The 17,795-nt window shown below is 67.4% G+C and carries 12 protein-coding genes; 9 read left to right on the top strand and 3 right to left on the bottom strand.

The window, feature by feature from the left end; genetic code table 11:
• The 5 genes from ACZ7L4_RS42115 to ACZ7L4_RS42135 all read left to right on the top strand — a co-directional run.
• On the top strand, positions 1-185 hold a 185-nt coding region (locus ACZ7L4_RS42115; protein WP_472110451.1), incomplete at its 5' end, for a hypothetical protein.
• A 496-nt stretch (positions 186-681) separates the two neighbouring features.
• Complete coding sequence (locus tag ACZ7L4_RS42120) at positions 682-2,631, top strand: hypothetical protein (RefSeq protein ID WP_472110453.1); 1,950 nt, start codon at positions 682-684, stop codon at positions 2,629-2,631.
• Positions 2,632-3,152: 521 nt separating this feature from the next.
• Positions 3,153-5,993, top strand: a complete 2,841-nt coding sequence (locus ACZ7L4_RS42125) for a DUF4365 domain-containing protein (RefSeq protein WP_472110455.1) — start codon at positions 3,153-3,155, stop codon at positions 5,991-5,993.
• Positions 5,994-7,243: 1,250 nt separating this feature from the next.
• Positions 7,244-8,338 carry an ImmA/IrrE family metallo-endopeptidase gene (locus ACZ7L4_RS42130; RefSeq protein ID WP_472110457.1) on the top strand — a complete coding sequence of 365 codons (1,095 nt, stop codon included), beginning with the start codon at positions 7,244-7,246 and terminating at the stop codon, positions 8,336-8,338.
• Positions 8,335-9,516, top strand: coding sequence for a hypothetical protein (locus ACZ7L4_RS42135; protein WP_472110459.1), 1,182 nt, complete (start codon positions 8,335-8,337; stop codon positions 9,514-9,516). Before ACZ7L4_RS42130 ends, ACZ7L4_RS42135 begins: the two co-directional genes overlap by 4 nt.
• 12 nt (positions 9,517-9,528) lie before the next feature.
• On the opposite strand, the gene ACZ7L4_RS42140 is transcribed toward ACZ7L4_RS42135, so the two are convergent.
• On the bottom strand, positions 9,529-10,149 hold the full coding sequence (locus ACZ7L4_RS42140; protein WP_472110461.1) for a hypothetical protein: 621 nt from the start codon (positions 10,147-10,149) through the stop codon (positions 9,529-9,531).
• Between the two features lie 222 nt (positions 10,150-10,371).
• On the opposite strand from ACZ7L4_RS42140, the gene nrdR reads away from it, so the two are divergent.
• The 3 genes from nrdR (at position 10,372) to ACZ7L4_RS42155 (ending at position 12,994) form a co-directional block, all read left to right on the top strand.
• Complete coding sequence (gene nrdR / locus ACZ7L4_RS42145; RefSeq protein WP_472110463.1) at positions 10,372-10,986, top strand: transcriptional regulator NrdR; 615 nt, start codon at positions 10,372-10,374, stop codon at positions 10,984-10,986.
• Between the two features lie 10 nt (positions 10,987-10,996).
• Complete coding sequence (locus ACZ7L4_RS42150; RefSeq protein WP_472110465.1) at positions 10,997-12,328, top strand: hypothetical protein; 1,332 nt, start codon at positions 10,997-10,999, stop codon at positions 12,326-12,328.
• A gap of 477 nt (positions 12,329-12,805) precedes the next feature.
• Entirely contained in the window at positions 12,806-12,994 is a 189-nt protein-coding gene (locus tag ACZ7L4_RS42155; RefSeq protein ID WP_472110467.1) for a hypothetical protein, read from the top strand.
• Positions 12,995-13,185: 191 nt separating this feature from the next.
• Here ACZ7L4_RS42155 and ACZ7L4_RS42160 read toward each other — a convergent pair whose 3' ends face one another.
• Complete coding sequence (locus ACZ7L4_RS42160) at positions 13,186-13,422, bottom strand: hypothetical protein (protein ID WP_472110469.1); 237 nt, start codon at positions 13,420-13,422, stop codon at positions 13,186-13,188.
• A 1,470-nt stretch (positions 13,423-14,892) separates the two neighbouring features.
• Between ACZ7L4_RS42160 and ACZ7L4_RS42165 the strand changes: the two genes are divergently transcribed.
• Positions 14,893-16,377, top strand: coding sequence for a hypothetical protein (locus tag ACZ7L4_RS42165; RefSeq protein WP_472110470.1), 1,485 nt, complete (start codon positions 14,893-14,895; stop codon positions 16,375-16,377).
• A gap of 275 nt (positions 16,378-16,652) precedes the next feature.
• Here the strand turns inward: ACZ7L4_RS42165 and ACZ7L4_RS42170 are convergent, their stop codons facing one another.
• Positions 16,653-17,720: an MBL fold metallo-hydrolase gene (locus tag ACZ7L4_RS42170; protein WP_472110472.1), complete on the bottom strand. Its 1,068-nt coding sequence runs from the start codon at positions 17,718-17,720 to the stop codon at positions 16,653-16,655.
• Between the last annotated feature and the right edge of the window lie 75 nt (positions 17,721-17,795).

A 17,795-nucleotide genomic window follows, 5' to 3' on the forward strand; every position in this document is an offset into this window, starting at 1 on the left:
GGGGGCGGAGGGGCATAAATGCCCCTAAAGGAATTTCTGACGAAATTCCACGCGGCATGAATTTGCCTGACGGCAAATTCGTTGTGGTTTATTTCGGGCCGCTGACGCGGCCCTTGTTTGGGCGTTTGATTTTTCTGACGAAAAATCTGGTTTGTTTTATTGGGTGGTTATTTTTAGGCCGCTGACGCGGCCTTTCTGTTTTTGAGTGGGTGTCATTTTTGTTGTGGGGGTTGCTGGTTGGTTCGCCTGACGGCTCACCGTTTTCCTTTCTGGGATTCTGGTGTTTCTGTTTTTTGTTGGGGGTGGTGTGTCTTGTTTGGAGGGGGTGTGGCGCCTGACGGCGCTGGGGGTTTCGGGTTTTTCGGTGTGTGGGTTGGTGGGCGTGGCTAGACTCAAGTCCTCTTTGGGGGAGGTTTTGTGATGGATCGTCTGCCTTCTGATATCCCGTTGGGCCCTTTCGAGGGTTCCTCTGTCACCGTGTGGGGTGTGCCCGGTGGCCGGGCACGGTTGCACGGGCGGGCTTCGTGTTCCCATCTGCGTTCCTCCCGGGCGGTGGAACAGCAAGTGGCCTTGGATGCCTCGGTGTTGGAACGGATGTGTCCCTCGTGTGCTTGGTACGGCTCGTGGGCTCGGCCCGGGACAGGGCTTGGCATCTTTCTGGAGGCCCTGACGGGCCTGGGGATGCTGTACGAGCTGGAGTCGTATGCCGAGGCGGATGAGGACGAGTTCAGCAATGTTGAGGTTGTTGAGGCGGCTCGTGTGCTCGGTGCCGGCGAAGGTGATGCTGAGGAGGACGAGGAGACTTGGGAGGCGGTGCGCGAGGCGCAGCGTGTCAGGGAGGGTGTCTTCTCTTCCTGGTTGGGCGCTCTGGCGAGCTTGGACCGGGTGCATCAGGCGTTGGTGTTGTTTCCCTGGCTGGTGCCGTGGGCCTCTGAGCGGGTGGAGCTGAAGGCTCGGCGGTGTGAGGAGCTCAGGGGGCAGGCTGCGCAGTTGGTGGACGCTGAGGCTCTGGTGGTGGCTGCGGCCGTGTCGGGCATGGAGCGGCCGCTGTTCCCCTCTGACGATCCGGCGTTCGCTGTGTTGGGTTCTGCCGCTGCTGTCGAGGCGGCGTTGCGGAAGTTGTGGGACCGGTGGCAGGGCGCGGTGGAGCGTGGTTGGGACCATCCGCGGGAGTACGACTACATGGCGCACTACCTGACGGATGCGCTGGGCCGTCGGCGCAAGGGGCGTGACGAGCTGGTGGGCCGTGGCAGGCAGTTGCTTGGGGAATGGGTGGCTGCGGGTGGGGCGGTTGCGGCCGAGGCGCTGGGTCAGCGGGTGCTGGTGACACGGGCTTTGCCTGATGGCTGGTCTCAGCGTGAGGGGCGTAGCTCGTTCTTCGATCGGCTCAGCGGGTGGGAGCGGGGTGTTCTGGCCTCGTTCGCAGTGTCGGCCGGCTGGGAGGCGGGGCAGCTGGTGGTGCGGGTGCGGGTGCCTGAGGTGGTCGCGGTGCGCCTGTTGTCCGGGGAGCTCGGGCCCGGTCTGTCCTACGAAGAACAGGACGGTCAGCAGGAGACCGCGGCGCGGGTGGTGGCGCCACGGCTGGGTGAGGGCGTGGTGCCGGGGGTCTTCGACGACACGCCTGTCAACGGGCGGCGGTTGGTGACTGCTGAGCATTTGCGGGCGCTGCGCAGCTCAGTGCGGGAGGCGGAGCAGCTGTATGTCGTGGCCGGGCTGGGTCAGGGTGTGGAGGTCGTGGCGCTGAGCGTGCTCGAGGAGCGCTGTGCTGCCGGGTGGCGGGGCATCATTCTCGCGGCCGCCAGTGACCTTCCCTCGGAGCTGTTCGATGGCCGGGCTGCGGGGCCAGCGGGCGAGGAGGGGCCGGTGTGGGCTTCTCGGGTGCACGATCCGGGCAAGGAGGGCTTCGGGGCGCAGCTGAGCATGGCGGAGGGCGAGCGGGTCCTGGTGCGGCTGTGTGAGGGGCGCTTGGAGGTGGAGCAGGCGTTGCGCTCGCTGGCGCTCGCCCGTTCCGTGGTGGATCTGCGGGAGCTGGCATACGACAGCTACGACGCGCAGGGGGCTCCTCGGCGTCCGTTCCCGTCGGATGTGTGGCACGGGCTGCTGGCGATGGAGCAGCTGGACCTGGAGCCGTTCGAGGGTCCGGACGGTGACTGGCCCGGGTCTGATCTTCCGCTGGGCGTGCTCGCGGCCGTACAGGTGTACACCACGGACGCGGCCGGGATGTACCAGGGCCGGGCCCACTCCCCCGCCTGCGCGCACCGGCGTCTGCCATACCGGCTCGAGGCTGCCGACGAACTCGTGCCGCTCGCCCGGATACTGGGAAACCAGAAGTTCGATCCCTGCAGCAAGTGCGGGGGCTACGCCGTGCGGCGGCTGACCGAGGACCAGGTGGCCTACTACCGGGCCGCGCACCGTCTGCACACGCTGGCCCAGGACATCCGCTACGCCGCAAACAACCGTGGCCGGCAGGGTGGGGTGGATGAGCTGGTCGAGGCACTCGAGGAGTTCAGCGAGCTGGACCGGTCAGTGCTGAGGACCTGGTTCGTCTCCAGCGCCGAGCGGTGGCAGTGGAAGCGGGTCCTCCGCGGCCTGCAGGAGTCACTGGCGCAAGCAGCGACTCCTGGAAAGTGAACCCTGGCCTTCGTTTCTCGCACCCTTTCTTCGACTACTCCTTCATATCGAAGTCGTCGCCTCGCGTCGTCACCTTCGAACTCGCCGGATGATGGGGCGGAGTCAGGGATGTGGAGGTAGGTGAGTTCTCAGCAGGCCGTACGGGCAAGCATGGGCTTCAGGCTGCCAGCGCCTGGCGTAGAGGTCCGTCCTCCAGGGGGCTCGTCATGCCGGTCACCGAGGCGGGCACCTGCTAGGCGGAGGAGACGTTTGCCAGGGCGGTGAGGGACGGCGGCGCAGGGCGCGGGGGCGGACCGTTGTGACTGCGACAAGTTGTCCGTGCTCGCTCGGCATCTTTCCGGTATGGCCTGCCAGGGGGTTCACGTCCCAGGCAGTGAAGGGACTTGGTGCTGGTGGCCTTTCCCGGGTGAGCGTGGCTGGCTCCGTACTGCTGTATCGCTTCTCCTCGGAGAGGTGTGAGAAGGGGATGAGGTCCGTCGTCCCTGTAGTTGCAGGAAAGAAAGAGGGGATCTGGCGTGGGGATGCGCAGTGACGAGCAGGAGGCCACAGGTTCGGTCGGCGCGCACCGGGTGATGGCGGACTTCGAGGATCTCGGCTGGGGCCCGGTGGAGAACAGTCAGCACGACTTGGGCATTGATCTGTTCTTGCAGGTTCGTGATGAGCGGCGCTTCGACCGAACGGTGTTCATGGCGGCGCAGGTGAAGACGGGCCCCAGCTACTTCGGCAAACCGCAGCGCGATCTGGCGGGGGAAGTGACGGGGTGGTGGTATGCCGAGTCCGATGCGCGTCATTTCGAGGACTGGGTCCAGCACGGCCTTCCTCATCTGCTGGTCCTCCACGATCGTGAGGCCAGGGTGTCGTATTGGGCGCACGTCACCGAGGGCAGCGTGGTGCCGTCCGGTGAAGGGTTCAAGGTTCTCGTGCCGTCCTCCCAACGCGTCGAGCCCGCGCAGCTGCCGGAGCTGCTTGAGGTCGCAGCGTCCGCGAAGACGGCGTGGGCGCTGGAGGGCAGCAGTTGGTCGGCCGGCGCTGCAGCGGTGGCTCCAGGACGGGCTGTGCGTCACGCGCTGATTGCCCCGCGGTTGATCGCTCCGCATCCCAACACGGGGCATGAGAGGGTGCTGGCCCCTGAGGAGGCGATCGCTCTGGTCTCCCAGGGGCGCAGCTCTGCCCTCGACTCCTATCGCCAGACGACTCCCGAGCTGGCAAAGCTTGCAGATCAGAAGGGCTGGCGCTGGCGTCTGCTCCACGCCTACCTCCAAGCAGTCGACGAGGGTGACGTTTCTGCGCTGCTGGACCTGGCCGCTGCCGAAGTTACTCGGCACGCCCAACACCCCTACCGGCGTGCGGCGGCCGCGGTCGTCTGCGCTGTCTTCCTGGCCGATGAGGAGCGCTGGGCCGAGGCCGAGCGTGTGTTGGCGGAGGCGGGAGACGATCTGCCGCCCGTGGATCATGCCTGGGTCTTGGTGCACCGGGCTCTGCTCGCCGGGGAGCGCGGCGAGATGGCCCTGGCGCGGGGCCTCGCGGCCGATTGCCAGCGTGCGGTGATCTTGGACAGTGACGACGTGACGGCACGGGCGATCGCCGCGGCTGCCGCGTCGTTCTTGTTCGAGTCGTCGGTGTGGGACGTCCGCGAGCTTGAGGACGCTGTGACCACGGGCGACACGGCTTCGTCCTGGTGGCGCTCGCAGTCTGTCGCCTGGGCGTTGTCCGATCATGATGCGAAGGTTTTCGCCGCCTGGGGGCAGGGCGAGGAGCCGGGGGAAGAGCCGGCTGGCGGGGCAGGAGAACGGTTGCGGGGCGTGTGGCTGCAGGCGTCCTTGTGCGGGTTGCGCGGTGCTGCTGCCCAGCCCGCGTCACAGCGTGCCTGTCACGCGGTGATGCGGCACGAGGTGCAGTGGCGCAGTACAACGGTGGAGTCGGTCGCGGACGCGAGCGCTGCGGCGCTGGGGCAGGCCGTCGATGTGCTGCGCCGCTACGGGTCTGTCAAGCAACTCGGTGCTGCGGTACGGCGGCTGCGTGCCTCCGGGCCGGCAGTCTGCCTGTCTGTGCCCCTGCAGCGGAGTACGGATGCTGGCTGGCGCCACAGCACGGCCAGGACCAAGTTGTTGCTGTGGGAACTGGCTGGGGACCTCCTGCCAGGCGAACAGGCTGATACGACGGCCCGCGAGTGTCTGCGGATTCTGGACGACCCTGGCGTACTCGCGCAGCAGATCCGGCCCACCTTCCACATCCGTCACTACACGCAGGCGGCGTTGGGGCGGGTTCTGTCGGCGTCCAGCGACAGTCTGCACGTGGCAACAGCTTCCTACGTGCTGCGGGAGCTCGGCCAGGAAGCAGGCATCGTCGAGGACGTGGCCAGGCTGGTGGCCCAGCTTCGGCCCTGTGCGGTGGCTTCGATGGTCGAGCAGTGGCGCAGCGCTGCTCTGGGGCAGGCCCATGCGGGGCTGTCGGCTGCCATGCTCGCCCTGCTGGCGAAGGCGGGCGACGGTGAGGCCCAGGATGCCCTCCTGCGTCGCGCACGGGACGGCAGCATCGAGGCCCTTGGCTTCTTGCCGCAGGCCGACCTGGGAGAGCTGGCCGTCGCGGCACTTGCCGTGTTTGCCGCTGAACAGTGCCGCACGCGGCTCGCAGACGCCCGGAACAACTCCTGGGGATTCGGTGGGCCGGACACCACCCGGCTGCTGGTCTGGTGTGGTCTGGAGTTCCCCGAGCACGCCGACTGGGCAATCGTCAGCGAGCTCCTCGCGGACCCCAAAGTGGCAGTCGACGACAAGGTCGGGGCCATGCAACTGCTCGCGCTGCGTGCTCATGACCTGCCGCAGCCCGTGGCGGAGGCGCTACGGCAGAGTGTGGTGGTCCAGCCGGACCAGATCGCCGCGTACACCGGTTTCACGCCCCTGCAGGAGCTGGAGGAGGCCTCTCTCGGTCTCGCCCTCAGCCTCGGTGCGGTCGATTCCGGAAGTGCGCTTGCTCGTATCGCGGGCTGGCTGCACGGCCCGGCCGGCCGGCGCCTGTCTGCCGCACGGTTGGCGTCCTTCGCCGTGCGGCAGGCCGATGACATGCTGCTTCAGGGGATGCTTTTCGCATTGACCAATGATCCCTATTACCGGGTCAGAGCTGTCGCGGCCGTCGCATTGGTCCGGTCCCTCACACCCGATTCCAGCGTGGTCTGCCGAGAGGCTGTTCTGGCCGCGGCTCAGGATGCGGGGTGTCACACGCCGCACGCCGTCGCTAGTTCTCTTTCCGATGGCCGAGCCCTTGATGACGGCCTGTGTCAAGAACTGCACGGCATTTTGCTGCGACACCCCTCGGCGCTCGTGCGTGAGGCTGCACGGACAACCGGTCTTTCGCCGTCGTGACACTGCTCTCGCAGGAATTTCTCGTTAAGCGGTGCCTGAGAAGGCGAGGACTGCGCACGCGTTGGGGCTGTCACCAACACGTTCGCCTCCCCCGGTGACGCGGCAGGTCGTGCCGACGAAGGGTGGGGCAAAGAAACAGGGCCACGTGATGGCGTAGAAGACGATGCCGTGCCAGCCGCTGGCCGTAGAGAAGGAAATGGAGTCGGTGGGCGGCTGAGGCTCGCCGACTCCCGGCATGTCCTTGGTCAGATCTCGGTCGGGCCATCTCCTTCACTTTCCCGGTGAAGGAGGTGAGTCCCCGAGGCAATAGTCCCAAGTGGGGCGGCCGAGGCGACGAGTATGAAACTCGCCGTCTCGCCGTCTACAGTCCCGCTGATCATGAGGCTCGCCGAAGCGGCGAGCCCCAGGAAGGCGAGCAGGAGGCATGACCAAATCAGGGCGTTTATTTCTTTCGCCGCGCGGAAGAACCGTATACGTGTACTCATGGTGATTTCCATTTCACAGGGATCGTGAGGAGCCCTGATCGTCCCGCTGGGCAGCAGCCGACTGGGGCTTTCCTCATGGTTGGTTGATGCGTATGTGCACCATCCGAGTGGGAGGGTTCCAGACCCTACCTGGGCGGGTGTCGATTGAAACCCCTAGATCAAAAAGACGATGGGGGTGTGTCCGATCTTCACCCTTGCGCTCTCCCTCACGCCAGGGGAATACCCACCCAACAACATCGGAAAGCGGCCGGTTGTAGGGTCGAAGCGCTCAACACGTGAAATGGCTATCAGTGCACCGAGCGTAGTGACGCGGCGCCCGACAACTGTGCGCACCTCTCCTAGCGGCCTCATGGACAGTCCTTCCTGTTCTCGGATCACCCTCTGGCAGCAACTTAGGTGAGCGAGGTGCATGAAGCTAAGATAAACAGGCTGCCGCACCAGTCGCTCATTCCGGTGCTGCAGCCACTTGGAAGCGGGTCTGGAAACTTGCCATGCCCGGCTTCAGTATTCACTCCCCCTTCCAGTATTTGCAGAACCGATATCCATCCGGATCACCAGGAACTCTGCGTATTCTTGTGGTCGCACGACCTTCCTTTCTCCATTTCGTCCATCTTCTTATATTGCGTGTGACCTCATGCCCGCGGCGAACGACCGGCGGCGCGGTCATCTCGGCGGTTTCCAGCCGTTCAGCGCCAACTCCCCTCGTTTCAGGAATATTTGGGCCTACTCTTTTGAGGTCTGCCATGAGAGGCGGGGTGATGGGCGGTGGCTGGTCACGGTGCGCGGCCCCGGATGCTGGTGCTCGCGCGCGAGTCACGGAACTGGACGCAGGTACAAGTCGCAGCGGCCATGGCCAAGGTGTCCGGCGGGCAGGTGTCCCAGGGGTACGTCAGCCGGGCGGAGCTGGGCCGGCTGACCGTCACCGGCGAACGGCTGGGCCTGTATGCCGCGGCGCTGGGGTATCCGCCGGAGCTGCTGCTGGTCGAGCCCGGCAGGCCGGGGGTCGGGGTGGGGCTGGTGCATCACCGCAAGAAGGCCTCGCTGGGGGCGCTGTCCCTGCGGTGCGTGCATGCCCAACTGGTGCTGGCCCGGCTGCAGATCGACGGGCTCACCCGGGCCGTCGGCTATGACCTGCAGGCGCACGAGGTGCCCCGGGTGAAGCTGGATGCCCTGACCACCGCGAAGGACGCGGCGCGGCGGGTGAGGCGGCAGTGGCGGATGACGGCCGGGCCCGTGGACGATGTCATCGCCGTGCTCGAGGCGGCAGGCATCCTGGTCGCCGTGCGGGAACTGGCCGGGCCGCGTCTGGACGCGGTCAGCCAGTTCGACGGCGCCCGGGCCCCGTTGGTGCTGCTCGCTGCAGGCACCCCGGCGGACCGCCGCCGTTTCAGCCTCGCCCACGAACTGGGGCACCTGGTGATGCACCACGCTCCAGGAGATGCCGCGCAGGAGAAGGAGGCCGACGCGTTCGCGGCCGAGTTCCTCATGCCCGCCCGCGACATCCGCCCGGCTCTCACCGCGGACGTGAACCTGGCCCGCCTGGCGCAGCTGAAGCAGGCCTGGCGCGTATCCATGGCAGCCCTCCTCAAGCGGGCACAGACGCTCAACACACTCACCGAGTGGCAGTACCGCAGCGCGATGGCAGAGATGTCGGCGCTCGGCTACCGCACCAGCGAGCCCGTGGACCTGCCGGTCGAACAGCCCCATGCTGTCGGCCGGTTGGCCGAACTGGCCGTGAAACAGAGTCCGGGGCTGGAGCGGGCCGCGTCGTGCGCGCTGCTGCTGCCCGAGGAGTTCGCCACGCTCTATGCGCCGCAGCACGGCGCAGCCCTGTCCTGCGTCCAGGAGGCGAGGCCATGACCGAGTCCCATGTCCCCACCGATCCGCCCGCACACCACATGGCCGTCCCCGAGCGGCCGCTCGATCCTCGGGTGGCGGCGTTGTCGGACCGCGTCTTCGTCCAGAGCATTCCGCAGCGGGTCGGCTGGATCATCGATCAGCTCGATCCCGCCCGCAGCGGACTGGTGGTCAGTGGAGCCAAAGCGCTGACAAAAGCAGGGCAGTTGCGCCAGGCCGGGGTGTTCAGCGGGCCGGTGCTGGTCGACCCGGCCGTGTACACCGTGCAGGCGGCCACCGAGGACGAGCCGTTCCCCATACCCGGCGGCACGCAGATGGCCTTCGGGGACCATCTTGCCAACGCCGTCGAGGAGCAGCTCGAGCACGGCGCCAGCGCGGCCCTCTCCCCCACCGGCTACCTGCATGCCGAGGACTCCGATGCGCTGCTGGCCGCCGCCGAGCGCATCAGGGAGCTCGCGGACCCGCGGCTCGTCTTCGCCGTACCGTGCGATGTCGGCTGGCTGCGGGACGACGCCGTCAAACAGCTCATCGCCACCCTCCAGGCCGTCCCCGGGGCAAAGGCCCTCATGCTCGGCGGGCAGCTGGATCCCCTGGGACATTTCCCGGCAGCGGTCGGCAATCTGGTGCAGGTGCTGGAACAGGTCCCGCACTGTGCTCTGCTGCGCGCCGATCTGGCCGCGTTCGGGGCGCTGGCCCACGATGCCGCGTTCACCGCCTTCGGAGCAACCAGCAGCCAGCGGCACATCGTCCCTCCCCCGCAGCCGGCAAAGACCTCGGGCGGCGGCCCGAGCTCCCCGCATGTGCTCGTGGAGGACCTCATGGCGTTCTTCCTGGGCCGCAAGATCGCCGACCGGTTCGCCGCCGCCCAGACCCCCGTGTGCCATTGCACGGCCTGCCAGGGCCGCGCCCTGGACACCTTCGCCACCCTCAAGGAGCAGGCGCCCGCCGCCGCCCACAATGCTGCCGTTCTTTCCGGCTGGGTCCGCTCCTTCGCGGCAGTGGAGCCCATGCGGCGCGCCGCATGGTGGCAGCAGCGCTGCCAAAACGCCGTGGACCGCTACGACATCGTCAACACGGCGCTGCGCCAGCCCGGCGCCTTCGCACCACCGCCGCAGCTCAAACGGTGGGCCGAGCGCCCGGCCGCCGCTCCCCAGGCCGCCCAGGCGTCTCCCCCGGGCTAGCACCGGCAGATGTCAGGTCACCCGCTGATAGACCTCTTCGGTGAAGCACCAGGATGCGGCCGTGTGCCGGTGCGGCCGGTAGAGCTCCGGCTCCACCGCCATCCGCAGTGAGTCAGCGTCCGGCAGGAGAACGCCGGTCCCGTAGAAGGAGGCCTGCATCAGCAGCTCCTGCCCGTCGGAGACCGGCCCGTCCAGCAGCAGCGCCCGCGCGCAGAACGGCGCAAACCGGCCCGCCAGAGCCAGGCCGCGGCGCCAGTTGGCAGCACGAACGCGGACCACTGCGAGCTCGATGCTGAGCGGGCGCACCGCGCGGCGGGTCACGGCCGAGCCGCTGATCTCCACGGCGCCGGGTGGAGCCTGCCCGAGGGTCCGGCGCTGTGCCGGGCCGAGGCCGTCGAGTGCGACCGGCTCGCCCGCCGGCAGTTCCAGCAACGCCTCCAATACATCGATCTGCGACAAGGGGCCGGCGCCCGCGCTGCGGCGCCTTGCGTGTTCGCGGTCGTCGAAGCGGTAAAAGAGCAGCACCGAGGTGCCCCGGATTCGCAGGGACGCCGAGTGCACGCCGGAAGGCAGCACGGGCGATACGGCCGAGCGCACCGACCCATCCGTTGTCCGGCTGGCCAAGGTCACCATGGCGCCTACCCTGCCCCATCCGTTCGTGTTCCACTGCGGGAGCCCCGACTATCCCACTCCGGAACCTGCCCCAGGCCCCTTTCGGCCGCTCTGGCCACCCAAACTCTCGCCACACCCGAGCCGGGCAGACCGGTGTCGAGGGCCTCCCCTGTCGGCCAGTGCCTACTCTGCCGCTGCCGAGCTCCTCTCCTCTCCCGTGCCGTGAAGGAGGGTTGGGAGTTCATGCACTGCCCCTTCTGTAGGCATCCCGACAGTCGTGTCGTCGACAGCCGCACCACCGACGACGGCACGTCGATCCGCCGGCGCCGTCAGTGTCCGGACTGCTCCCGTCGTTTCACGACGGTGGAGACCTGCTCGCTGATGGTCGTGAAGCGGAGCGGGGTGACCGAACCCTTCAGCCGCACCAAGGTCATCAATGGCGTACGCAAGGCGTGCCAGGGCCGTCCGGTCACCGAGGACGCCCTCGCCCAGCTCGGCCAGCGGGTCAAGGAGGCGGTGCGCGCCACCGGAAGCACCGAACTGACCACGCACGACGTGGGCCTGGCCATACTCGGCCCGCTTCAGCAACTGGACCTCGTCGCCTACCTGCGCTTCGCGTCCGTGTACCGGGCGTTCGACTCGCTGGAGGACTTCGAGTCGGCCATCGCGGAACTGAAAGGCAAGGTGGCGAGCGCGCGTGATTGCGACGTAGTGGGCGTGGCTCGTACCGGCCTCCGAGGGCCGGGCCACCCAGGACCTCAGAGTGACTTAGATCACTTCGAAAAAGTGCGGAGGGATTGCCGGTTCACCTTCAGGCCGGTCCTTAGGAATAGCAGTCTCGTCATGCGCTACAGGTAAGGAGCTTCACATGGCCCTGCTGTGTTACTCGGATCTCGAGGACGAGGACCTCGTCGACGTCCCAGCACTTCATGCCGCGCTGGAGAGCTGGGTACTTAGCCTCTTGGTCGACACCCAGGACCGGGCCACGCGCCTGCCTGCCCGCTTCGCCTCACCGATCAAGGACTGCACACCCGAGAGCGAGGCACTGGCGTTGCGGACCGTCCAGTTCCTGCGCTACGCGCAGGAACAGCTGATGGACCGGAACACCCATCTTCGCTACCTCTGCCCGGAATGCCCCCGCAATGGACAGGCAGGCTGTCCGGCTCTCAACCGGCCGATCCCGAGGGGGAAGACCGTTCACGAGGCGGTGTATGCGGTGCACGTTAAGCCGGTGCCCGTGCAGTACGGGACCTGGCCAGTGCAGGCTCGGCCTGCGGCCTCCCGGGTGCTCGAACGGCTGCGCCGGATTGCCGGGCAAGTGATCGCCCCCGTGCCCGGCGCCGGTGAGGAAGCCCGGAGGGCTGTCGTGCGCCACCTGTATGAGATGGCGCGCATGTGGAGGGCTCAGGGTCTACCTGATGACGCCGTACACGTCGACCAAGAACAGGACGGGGCCTTCGCCCAGGACGTCTGGATCGCCTTGTTGAAGAGGGGGCGGCAAAGAGTAGACACCGACGCGAGGCACTCCCCCGTGAACTTCATCGCTGCCGTCCTGCACACGCTCGCGCAGCAGCTCAGCGGACCAGAAGCGTTCACCAGCCGCGAAGCCGTCATGGCCGCGTTGGTGGCACGCAATGCTTGCCTCGAGGGTGACACGGCAGCCGTGGACGAGTTCTCTCGGACCTGGCTCCATCTTGGCCAGCCGCACGCGTGGCGCGCGGCCGTGGAGATGGCCCTGCTGGGTGACTGGGTTGGGGCTCTTGGCCAGCACCTGAGTGGCGATGCCGAGATCGTGGAGTTGCTCCACCGTCATACCAAACGGGAACATCGCTATCTGCGGCCGCTCTGGGAGCGAAAATCCGGCGGCCGCACGGTGCGGCTGCTGGAGGCCCCGGTCGCGCCGGGAGTGTCCTTGAAAGATGTGGTCAGCGATGACCGGCGGCCGGAGGACGACCTGTTGCACGGCGAGGTGGACGATTGCCGCGTCCTTACCGTGCTCGCGGATCTGGCGCCCATGAAAAGGGCCGTAGCCATGATCTACAGTGCGCAACGCGTGACATGGCTCCAGGCCGCGGCTCTGGGCGGCGCCGACGATCCGGATGCGTTCGGCAACCGGGTGCGCCGCAAGCTGAGACGACTGGGACTGCGCCACCGTGCTGCGACAAACCCGTCCTCCCCGACGCCGGAGGCTGGCCCGTGAGCATTCTCGGCGCAGCCGCAGCCGAATAGTTAGCGAGCCTTGCGGCAGCACTCACGCTGGTCGCAGCACGCAGCGTGAGGCGACGCTTCAGGCAGCGGACTGGTCTCACTCCGGACGCGCCGACTGCGTTCCTCGGCGTCCAGAGGCGGCTCGTTGCCGACGATGAGCCCGTCGGCGCGGTCGAGTTCGCCTTCGAGGGTGGCCACCAGCTCGTCCACGCCTGGTGTGCCGGCATGGGCGGGGGTGCCGTGTGTCTGGTCAGACATGCGCACTTGGCGCCGCGACCGGCTCGTCGATTGCCTGAGGTTGCCTCACATCCTTTCCCTAGGGGCTCGGAACCGTTCTGCCCTCGCCTCTCCCGCCCTCCCTGCGTGGCGTGCGTCACACGAAGGAGCGGTAGGTGCGGTGCCCTACAAGGGGCCAGTAAGCATTCCGGCGACTCGCGCTGCCGGATCCGACTGATCAACAGGAGCTGGTATGAACAACGACGGGCGTGATCCCTTGCTCGGGCAACGTGCCGCGCTCATTTTCTTGTTCGGCGTTATCGCCGGGACGGGGGCTGGCGCACTGGCCTTCTTCGATGCCGGATCGGCCGCGGGCGCGGTCCTGGTGGGAGGTGGCGCCTTCGTCGCCGCCGTGTACTTCTTCCACAAGATCATCAGTTGACCGGAAGGGAGGCCGCCCTTCCCAGCCGCGGCCGACGGGGGCGGACGCAGCATCCACGCTCCGCCTACATCGCGGGCACGAACCGTGGGACCGATCGCTGCCCGCGTCACACGCTGCGCAGGGGAGGCCATGCCCTACGGCTGAGGGTGGACCGTCTGGCCACTCCTCCCTGCGCCTAGGCAGACCTGCTGTTAGCTGCTGATCCGCTTGGCTCGGCGACGCTCGGCAAGCGCCGGGTTGGCGATTTCCTTGACCCGCTGCTCGCCCCAGCCGGTGAGGTGGGCAGCGCGACCGATCCTGCCGTGCACGGGACGCCCGGTAACCGGGTCGGGAGCGAGATAGGCCCGCAGCGCGCCGGTTACGTTCTCCTCCGCCTCACGCAGGGCCGCCATCGCGTCCTGCAGCTGCTGCTCTTCGCCGTTATCCATATCGACATCATTCCATGGACGGTCCATCATTTAATGACGGACCGTCATTCCCGGCGTAGGCCAGCTGCCTCGCTGACACACTCGGCCAGCTCGTTCACCGGCTCCCCGCCGCGCTCTCGGCCGCCTCGGAACCGGTCACCGACTCGCCGGCGGGACAGGATCTCTCATCCTCTCCCGCGTAACCTCCAGGCGGGACGCCACCGCCTCCTGTTCGACCAACAGAGCCGTCAACTCGTGCATCTGTTCGCGCAGTTCAGCGGTCCTCTCCCGCGCAACCGCCTTTCGCCGCTCCAGTTCCTCCCGCCACGACACCTTCGCCGCCTCCCATCCCCGACAATTGGGCACGACGATCCGGCAAACGCCGCCCCGGCGGCAACAGCACACCGAGACGATCTCACTGCAGGAGAGCCACACTCGTATCGACGAGGCGTTTCACAGATGAGGGAGTGCCTCCGGTTGACGGTCAAGTACCGTCCGGAGAAGCAGAGTTGCCACCGCCGTTTCAGGTCGTTAAGTTCACTGCGTGCCTCCCCGAGTCTCCCGGGGCACGCGGTAGAGAGCAGAATCCGTCTTGACGGTCGGGAGAGCGCAGACGAGCAATGCGTAGGGCATCAGAGATTGGCCATGGGCCGTCTCCTGGTGCGCTGCGCACCGGGCGGTCCACTTAGCGATTGGACCGAGCGAGTGCAGGAACGCCAGCGCAGGGGCCTCTACGCCGCGATCGTGCTTCTTACTTCCGTTGTTTTTGCCCTAGCTGCCACCTTGGCGGCGAGCTTCGCGGGAGACGGCATTTGGACAGCTGCCCGATGGGGCGCTGCGAGCTTCGCCGGAGCCTTCGCGGTCTTAGCGCAAACAGCGAAATTTCTCGGCTGGTTCGACCAGGGTGAGTAGAAACGCCGGGCGCGTCGCGCAAGCTTGCACGTCCCCCGTCGTCAGTGTCGGACCGATCCAGGCCGCCCACAAGGAGAAACCAGAGCCATGGCAGCCAGTAGCGCCTGAAGGGCTTCGTGTCGGCCTCCAGCTCGGCACTCCTCTGCTTCACCTCGGGAGCAGCCGCGAAGTCCTCAGGGCTCTTGACCTCGGAGAACTTTGTCTTGGCGCCCCGTAATCGAGTGCGGTCACCGGCGCGGCCCGTTACGGACCTTGGCCGGTTCCTTACGGGTCCCGCTCCGGCATATCGAAGGTAGCCGCGCCAACTGAAACGCGTGGTCCACCGCGGCCTCCTCACCAAACCAGAACCCGGCCTCTTCCGGATACCGCAACCACCTCGGACTGACACTCGGCGACCCCACAGCGCGAGAGGGTGTGACAGTAGAGAGCTGTTCCATCCCAACGCCTCCCATCTCTTCCCAGCGTGCTCTCGCCCCGTGCTCCTTTGCCCCCCCCAGCGGCGGCAGGTTCACCGAGGGCCGTTCGGGGCGGGCTGCAACGAGGAGGACAGCACAGAGTGGACACGAGATCCTTGAGTGCATGAAGTGGACATCAGGGAGTCGGGCGGTACGGGATGTGGAGTATGTGGCGCGGGTGCGGAGGCATCGGCCCAGTGCTCTGCTGCCGTTGATCGCGCGAGCGTCGGCGACCTACTCGTTGGAGTCGTCGTGGCTGCAGAGCCCGTACCGGAAGTACACGCCGTGGGCGCTGGCCGACGCCGCCCGGGTGTCGCTTGCCTGCGGGAACGAGTACCGCAAGGACGCGAGCGATGCGGACCTGCTGCAGATCTTGGACATGTACGTGCGGCTGGAGGACCACTTCCTGCACGACACCGACGGGGACGCTCTGGGCCGGTGGCTGCTGCGCGCCTCCGGGGAACAGATGACCTACCAGGAGCCGGTGTTCCAGGACCTGGCGCGCGCCGCGGCGATGCTCACACAAACGGCAGGCACACGTCCGGCGCGGTGCCTGAGTCCGGGCTGGGAAAAGGAGTTGCTGGGGACGAGTCTGTCGCACTACGTCGGCATCGCCCAGCTTCTGTGGGCCTCGGCAATCAACTGCGCCGGCCGGTTCGCCCCGGACTCGCTCACAGCGCCCGGTGCGGAGCGGATCTGCGCGGAGATCCCGGCCGCGACCATCATGTCGGTGACCGAGAAACACTTCGCGACCGACACGGCCGCCTTCAGGCAGGCCAACGTCAGGGCCCGGATGACCACCGATCCGCTCCTGCGCCGCTACGAGTACAACCCGCTGCGCGGCACACCCTTGGTGAAGGGCCACGGCCCAGGCTTCCTCGCACCGGTCAGCCAGCTGATCCCGGCCAAGGCGAGCCCGCTTGGCATCTACTACACCGGCGTCGCCCGGTTCGGCAGCGCCTTCGCGCAGGACCTGGGTGATCTGTTCGAGGCCTATGTCGGCCGCCAGCTGGGGCTGCTGCCCGATGCGACGGTCCATCCGGAGATCGTCTACGGGCGGGGCAACGCGCTCAGTGTCGACTGGATCGTCGTCACCGAGGAACTGGTGCTGTTGGTGGAGGTGAAGTCCGTGCGGCCCACCGCGCATCTGCGCCTGGCGAACGAGCAGCGGGTCGACGAGGTGAAGCGCATGCTGGGCCACGCCTATGAGCAGATCGACAACACTGCCGCTCTGATAGCCAGCGGGCAGAAGGAGTTCGCCGAGGTTCCCACCGACCGGCCGGTGCACGGGCTGATCGTGACGATGGAGCCGTTCCACATCGTCAACGCCCCGGTGCAACGGCCACAGTTGCCGGCGACCACGGTGCCCGTCACGGTGTGCAGCATCAGCGAGCTGGAGAACATGGTCACTATCACCGACGCCCCCGTCGGCCGACTCCTGCTGGAGCGGGCTGCCGACCCGCTGCGCTTCACATACGCCCTGCGTGAAGCACTGTCAGGCCACACCCACGCCCGCAACGCCGTCCTGGACGCTGGATGGGACAGCTACCCCTGGCGCCATGCTGCGGCCGGACAGATGCCATCCAAGCCCGCCAGCTCGGCGCTGTAGGGGCCCGGTGGGAGCGAACACGGCCAAGAACCACCACAGGGGGCACAGTACTGGCTGTAGGCCTTCGCCGAGGACGGACATGTACTCGGACGGCGACGCGGCGCATCGCACTCCGACTCACGGGGCCTGTGCGCAGGTACTTCTTCGTGGTTCGCGGGTGCGTTGCCGTGCGCTGTGATCGAAGCCGGCCGGCTCCTGGCCCGTGTGTTCACGTCGACTTCCCGGTCGCCCCGCCATGGGTGCGAGGCCACACCACGGCCCCAGACTCACCGCCGTCAGGGCTTGCGGTTCACGGTGAGCCGCATCAGGTCATTACCAATGGTGACCGGCCCGTCGTAGGTGGACTTGATGACGCTCGCCCACTGGGCTGCGTCGATCGGGTCCGCGGTACCGGTGGAGATGTGTGAGAGCACGAGGCTGCGCGCGCCTGCTTGCGTGGCGATGCCGCCCACGTCCGACAGAGCTGTATGGGAAGCGCGTTGGTGCCGAGAGATCGGGTCCGTGCCCGCCATCGATGCGTCCGCCATCGCTTCCTGGACCAGCAGATCGGTGTTCCGCGCGATCGCGGTCAGGTTCGGCGTCGGGCGGGTGTCGCCCGAGAACGTGACCGAGCCGTGGTCCGTGTCGAAGCGGAAGGCGAAGGCTGGGAAGACCGGTCCGTGGTCGACGAGGACGGCGGTGACGCGTACCCGGTTGTCCTCCATCACTTTGAGGGGCCGCATACGCGGTGCGGTCTCGCCGAGTGCCGAGGCGCCCACCCGTGGCAGCTCGATCTCGTGGACGTCCACCAGATCGCGGGGATCGGCGGACCCCATCTCGCGCATGAAGACGTTGCTGCTGTAGGCGAACGCCTCGTGGCAGCGCTCGGTGAGCTGCCGGGTTCCCGGCACGGGGTCAGCCGGGGCGACCGTTCCGGGCGTGGAGCCGTCCTCGCGGGGAGGCAGCGCTCCTGCCGAGCCGGGGCCGTGCACCGTCGTCGCTCCCGGAACGTTGACGGTGGTCGAGGTGAGGAAGTAGTCGTAGTACGACATCACGTGGTCGGAATGCAGGTGTGTGAGGAACATGTTCCGCAGCGCACGACGGTCCAGGCCAGCCTTGAAGAACTGCAGGGTGGACCCGAGTCCGGCGTCCACCAGGTACACCGCACCGTCGACCACCACTGCGGTGGACATTCCGAGTCTGCCGCCCAGGACCGGTCCGGCGTTGGTGCCCAGCAGTACCACCTCCATCCCGCGGCCGGTGGCCGTCGGCGCACTGCTTGCGCTGGCTGCGGCGGTGGCCTGGCCCGTGCCGAAACTGGTGGCGAGGAGGGCCGATCCGCCGCCGAGTGCCGAAGCCTTCAACAGTCCCCGGCGGCTCGGACCACTGTGCTGCTGCGCTTCGGGGCCTGCTGGTACGGGTGCGCCGGGTGGTTCGAT

It is taken from the genome of Streptomyces sp. NPDC107575, from assembly GCF_055657265.1.

Excerpts from the sequence above, each read along its gene's own strand:
- ACZ7L4_RS42120 (WP_472110453.1), top strand. The coding sequence starts at position 682 with ATGCTGTACGAGCTGGAGTCGTATGCCGAGGCGGATGAGGACGAGTTC.
- ACZ7L4_RS42125 (WP_472110455.1), top strand. The coding sequence starts at position 3,153 with ATGCGCAGTGACGAGCAGGAGGCCACAGGTTCGGTCGGCGCGCACCGG.
- ACZ7L4_RS42135 (WP_472110459.1), top strand. The coding sequence starts at position 8,335 with ATGACCGAGTCCCATGTCCCCACCGATCCGCCCGCACACCACATGGCC.
- ACZ7L4_RS42140 (WP_472110461.1), bottom strand. The coding sequence starts at position 10,149 with ATGGTGACCTTGGCCAGCCGGACAACGGATGGGTCGGTGCGCTCGGCC.
- nrdR (WP_472110463.1), top strand. The coding sequence starts at position 10,372 with ATGCACTGCCCCTTCTGTAGGCATCCCGACAGTCGTGTCGTCGACAGC.
- ACZ7L4_RS42150 (WP_472110465.1), top strand. The coding sequence starts at position 10,997 with ATGGCCCTGCTGTGTTACTCGGATCTCGAGGACGAGGACCTCGTCGAC.
- ACZ7L4_RS42155 (WP_472110467.1), top strand. The coding sequence starts at position 12,806 with ATGAACAACGACGGGCGTGATCCCTTGCTCGGGCAACGTGCCGCGCTC.
- ACZ7L4_RS42160 (WP_472110469.1), bottom strand. The coding sequence starts at position 13,422 with ATGGATAACGGCGAAGAGCAGCAGCTGCAGGACGCGATGGCGGCCCTG.
- ACZ7L4_RS42165 (WP_472110470.1), top strand. The coding sequence starts at position 14,893 with ATGAAGTGGACATCAGGGAGTCGGGCGGTACGGGATGTGGAGTATGTG.